This window comes from Paenibacillus phytorum (assembly GCF_013141715.1).
GTDB lineage: Bacteria > Bacillota > Bacilli > Paenibacillales > NBRC-103111 > Paenibacillus_E > Paenibacillus_E phytorum.
Window position 1 is genome coordinate 1 of the sequence record NZ_WHOA01000083.1, and the last position, 5,129, is coordinate 5,129.

The following is a 5,129-nucleotide window of genomic DNA, read 5'->3' on the forward strand; positions in this document are numbered from 1 at the left end:
ATGTCGGCTGCCGTTTCTTCATGTTTATTGAGCTATCGTTCTCCGCTAGTGTATTGAAGGTTCGGTTAAATTCAATTCTGCATTGAATAATTTATTTTTCTTTAGAAATCTCTGTAAACTTTTGTTTTTAATATGGACAGCAACAAGACCTTTTTCTTTTGTAAATACGAGTAGAGTTGGATAATAAGTTTTAGACGTACTAATAAACATCACTACTTCTGTAACTGTTCCAGTAATCCAATCGTTATTAACCTTGTAAGGGGGCACAAGCGGGATCTTAATGGCTATGCCATCGCTTGGTTCGATATTTAAGGATCCTGCGGTACCATTGACCGATGACAACCAATCTTTAACCTGGTTCTGCAACGAATTTGAGTTATTAATTGTAAGGATTATCTCACCTTTTTTAATATCGAACACTTCTGCTCCATCTGATGCACCAACTGTTTGAGCAAAAAGTAGACTAAATACAGTCACAAGGAATAACATGCGATCTATCGTTTTCAAGAATAATCAACCTCCATTCGAAGGTAATATTCCCCATTCTAAAGAAAACATTTATCCTTTATCAATGGACTAAACTGCCCGTCCCTCGGAGCGAAGGCTGCAACGCTGAAATTCCTTACAATATCCAACTTTTTTTCTCACCGTGACAATCGGTACAGATTCTTGTCATGGCACTTCCGCAAGATGTTGTACCGATAAATAAAAAAACCGCGATTTTCGCGGTCTATTATCGGTAAAGATTTATGACTCTCGATAGAAATAAACGGGTATGCAGCTGTCCGATAACTCTAAAAAAGTCAGCGGTTTTCGCGGACCTCATTCGGATAATGTTTTTGTCTTCCGACACATTATAATTTTTTATTATTATTCGTCGATCTATGAGCCTTGCCAGATCGGCGCAGACCCCATCGTATAATGACTCATGTTGTTGAACAATTGGAAATCCCCTGTCGGCAGGATGGTATGCTCACTACACTTCGACAAGGGGGGTCAAATCCTTTAAAAATTTCTACGCTCGCTTAAGAGGGGCGCGTAATGTGAGTTATGGCACTTTCGTTTAACTACGAAGACTTGCAGTTTCCGAAGCATTCCTCCGTTCAACCCCAACGCTGAGGCAACTGGCCGATTTTCTCTTCGACGGTAAAAAAACGAGAGAAAATGGGCCACCCGTTTTTCAGCTTAAAGCAAAGGAGTTCTATCGCTCACTTTGCCTCCTCGCCCTTCTGCATACGGAAAACATGGGCGATCGGAGCCTGCCCGTTCAATTCGCAATTCGGAAGCGTGATCGAGATTCCTTCCGGAGTACGCTCAACCTGCAGCAAGGCATCGCTTCCGACAAGCTCGATGCCGGAAACGGGCTCCTGATAAGGAATATGAACGACCTTTGAGACGGCTTCATCTGCGCTTTCATACAAGTACGTACAGTACACGGTATTTCCTTTCGAGGTGAACGCGCAGGAACCGGCAAAATACGGACGGCACACGCGTGTGCCGTATACCGCTTCACCGTAAACCTTCATCCATGCGCCCAATTCCTTGATGCTCTTGATCGCCCCGGCTGGTAATCGCCCATCGGGCTGAGGACCTACGTTCAGCGCCAAATTGCCGCCTTTTGATACGACTTCCATCAGAATGCGAACGAGCTCCCTCCCCGATTTATACTGGTCATCGTATTTGAAGGCCCACTGTGTGCCGATCGTAATGCAGCTTTCCCACGGCACGTTTAGCGGACGCTGCGGAATCGTTTGCTCTGGTGTCACATAATTTTCGTAAGGCCCTCCGACTGTACGGTCCGCGGACAGCAGCCACGGCTGCGTTTGACGGGCGCGTTCGACGACCTCGCCCAACCGAATGTCCTGCTTAACCAGGTCACCATCTTTTACCCAGCCCGCATCCAGCCACAAAATATCGATCCGGCCGTAACGGGTCATCAGCTCCATGATTTGCTCATGGGTGAAATCGACGAATTGCTCCCACAGCCACGGGTATTCCTCTGGGGAGTATGAAGGCCCTCTCCACGTATCGCGGCCCCGCTCCATTCCTTGCGCCCAGTAATACGGCGATTGCCAATCCGCCTTCGAGAAATAAGTGGCAATCGCAAGCCCCTTGCTGCGGAAAGCGTCAAACACATGCTTGCAAACGTCGGCATAGCGGTGTGCATGAAACGGCGTTTCGGAGCCGGTAATCCGGTAATTCGTCGTATGTGTGTCCCACATGCAAAATCCGTCGTGATGCTTTGTCGTAAAAATCAAATATTTGAACCCGCCTTCGGCGGCGATTTCCGCCCATAGCTCCGGCTGGAAGCGGAACGGATTGAACGTGCGGTTCAGGCCGAAATATTCACGCTTCATCTCTTCGTAGTCGCTCGTCCAGTCGACATCTTTACGCGCCCAATCACCGTCTTCGTCACTGAGAATCCAGGACTCGACCTCGATCTGCGAATAAGGTCCCCAATGCATCATTAGGGCTAATTTCTGATCCTTGAACCATTCCAATCTTTCCAGCGTAATTGGATTTTCCGGCTTCACCCAATTCGTCTCGCTGCTGTAACCGTGGACGCCTTCTTTCACTTCCTGCGCTTCGGCTTGCTGAAATTCCTTGATTTCCATATCATTCATCGGGTTGCCTCCTTCGCTTCTCCGCGTCACATCGAAATGAAATTATTGCGATTGTCGCAGACTTTCCTCAAATTCTTTTAACTCAATCACTCTATGTTTCTCTCGCGATTTCTTTGCAGCAAATAGACTATCATGATCGGTAATGCTCCCATGAAAATTTGAGCTGTCGGAAGTGTTTTCTCACTCATATGCGGTTAAGATCAAATGCGTGGAGAGAAAAACGACTGCCACCGGGATGCCGGGTGCTAGTTCCGTTCGAATCAATCTGAGTATATTGCGGTTCTTGCCTTCCACACGTGGAGCTGCTTCTCACTTACCAAACGAAGCGGTGTTTTTCTATTTTCACAAACTTCTTATCCAATCCGTCTCACACCCAAGCTACGTTTGAACTTATGCCGGTTTTTTAGGCGCTAAAGTTGAGTTAGTTAAGTTTGAAGAAACGCCCTATTCCATATGAAATACTTCCTCCATGGTCGCCCACCATTCTCCTTCCGAAGCGGAATCAACTGGTTCCTGACACGGATCTGTTAGTTTCCACCACGCTTGCGTGTTCGGGTCAGCGGCCATATTAGCCATATCTTTCTCGAAGTCTTGTCCCATGTACTCCAAGTAACTAAAGAGATACCCATCTCGGTAGTATATAGAGTAATTTTGGATGTTACATTCTTTTAACCGATTTAATACTTCAGGCCATACCGCCGCATGTAAAGCTTTGTATTCGGCTAACCTTTCCATTTTCACCTTAATGCTCCATCCGTATCTTTTCATTGTCATCCCTCTTTGACGCAAATTTTAATGTGGACTATCTTATAAAAGTTGAACAAAAGAGTTCGCAAGCGATGGACTGCGCTACAACAATTCACACGACTGGAGGCTGGGAATCGGAAAAAGGATGTTAATTTAATTCAGTCCACTTTAAAGGATTTTGGGAATTCCTTTCCAATTAACTGTACAATTTCCAACTATTTTTCACTACGCATGCTTCTGTACGAAAATATCTGTATCATTTCCAGTAGTTTGACCTCATCGTGCGCGGGCAAGCCGTTACAACTTTCTATTTCAACTTACATAGTTGGAATTGCTGCCAGTTGGTTACTGTAAAACTCTATTGAGCAAAACTGCTACTTCTGCACGGGATGTGATACCGTTAGGAACGAATTTGTTTGCATCGCGTCCATTAATCAAATGAAGTGCCGCCGCCGCTCTTACTGAATCAAGCGCCCAGGCTGCCACAGCGGATTCGTCAGTAAAGGAAGAAGCCGTATTTTCGTTTAACTTAACGTCTTTCAAGATAACATACGCCCGCATCATCATGGTGACCATTTCTTCACGTTTGATTCTCGCATCGGGATCGAAAGTCGTTGTGCTTGTTCCATTAATAATGCCTGCTTTGATCGCTATGGAAACCGCTTCCTCGTACCAGGCACCCTTCGATACATCCGTAAATTTCGATTCGCCCACTGATGTCAGGTTCAACGCTTTGACAAGCATTGCTGTAAATTCGGCCCTTGTTATGGTACGCTCTGGCTCGAAAATTGCAGCACTAGTGCCGTCAATAATGTGCTTCGCTGCTAACTGTTCGATCGCATCTGCCGCCCAGTGAGTGGACTTAACATCGGTAAATGAATTCTTGAATTCAAGCACCGCATATTTGCTAAAATGGTGAATCTTGGCGACCATTTCTCCGTTAATAAACGTGCCTCGCACATATTCCAGCGTACCATTGTCTGCCAAATAGTAAATGCCAGTCAGTTTTGGATTTAAGGAAGGATCCACTTTGAATCGAATCGTCATCGGTTTATCGAAGCTGCTCAAGCTTGTCACTTTACCATCTTTCCCGACAATCGATAAGCTAAAATTGATCACTTTGCCGGAAAGTTTAATTTGTGCATTTGTGGAAGATTGCCCTATCGCTAGAAGGTTTTTAGCTTCGGATTCGGATAAGGGAGTCATGTTCAACTCTATCGTACTGTTTTGTTTATCTTCTGCGAACAATTTATCTGTCAACTGTTTAAGCAATTCAGCGGGTACTTCCAACGTGAACGGACCCGTTTGAATTACTAATTGATTATGTCTGAGCAGTTCGGCTGCATTAGCAGGAAGTACAATTTTTTCTTTATCTTTGGCTATGATCGTCACAACTCCGTTGGAAGCTGGTGTGGTAAGGTCATCTGTTTTCACTACAAGTGTATGAGCATCAGTATTTCCATTGGCTGTATCACTGCCACCACCAGTAGAAGGGTTATTGTTCTCGCCATCAGTGACCTTTCGCTTAAAAGTAACATTGATCATATGGTCGGTGGTTATGTTGGCAACCGTATACACGCTTCCGGTCACCGTCACGGCGGTACCGTCTAACCTCACCGTATCGATTTTGTATCCGTTGTTCGGATGGAATGTAAAGGTTTGATCAGCACCCTCATTGACTACAACGGCACCGTTCGGACTGATCGTTCCGTTTTCCCCCGCGATCGCTGTGATCGTGTTACTGTTCTCGCCACCAGT

General features: G+C 45.6%; 4 protein-coding genes. All 4 read right to left on the minus strand.

Annotated elements, in window-relative coordinates:
* Window positions 1-45 precede the first annotated feature (45 nt).
* Window positions 46-507 (minus strand): hypothetical protein, encoded by a 462-nt coding sequence (locus GC098_RS10735; RefSeq protein WP_171643163.1) that lies wholly within the window; start codon window positions 505-507, stop codon window positions 46-48.
* Between the two features lie 701 nt (window positions 508-1,208).
* Entirely contained in the window at window positions 1,209-2,624 is a 1,416-nt protein-coding gene (locus GC098_RS10740; protein WP_171643164.1) for an alpha-L-fucosidase, read from the minus strand.
* Between the two features lie 444 nt (window positions 2,625-3,068).
* Window positions 3,069-3,392: an L-rhamnose mutarotase gene (locus GC098_RS10745; protein WP_171643165.1), complete on the minus strand. Its 324-nt coding sequence runs from the start codon at window positions 3,390-3,392 to the stop codon at window positions 3,069-3,071.
* A 324-nt stretch (window positions 3,393-3,716) separates the two neighbouring features.
* Window positions 3,717-5,129: S-layer homology domain-containing protein (locus GC098_RS10750; protein ID WP_171643166.1), on the minus strand; the 1,413-nt coding region annotated here is incomplete at its 5' end.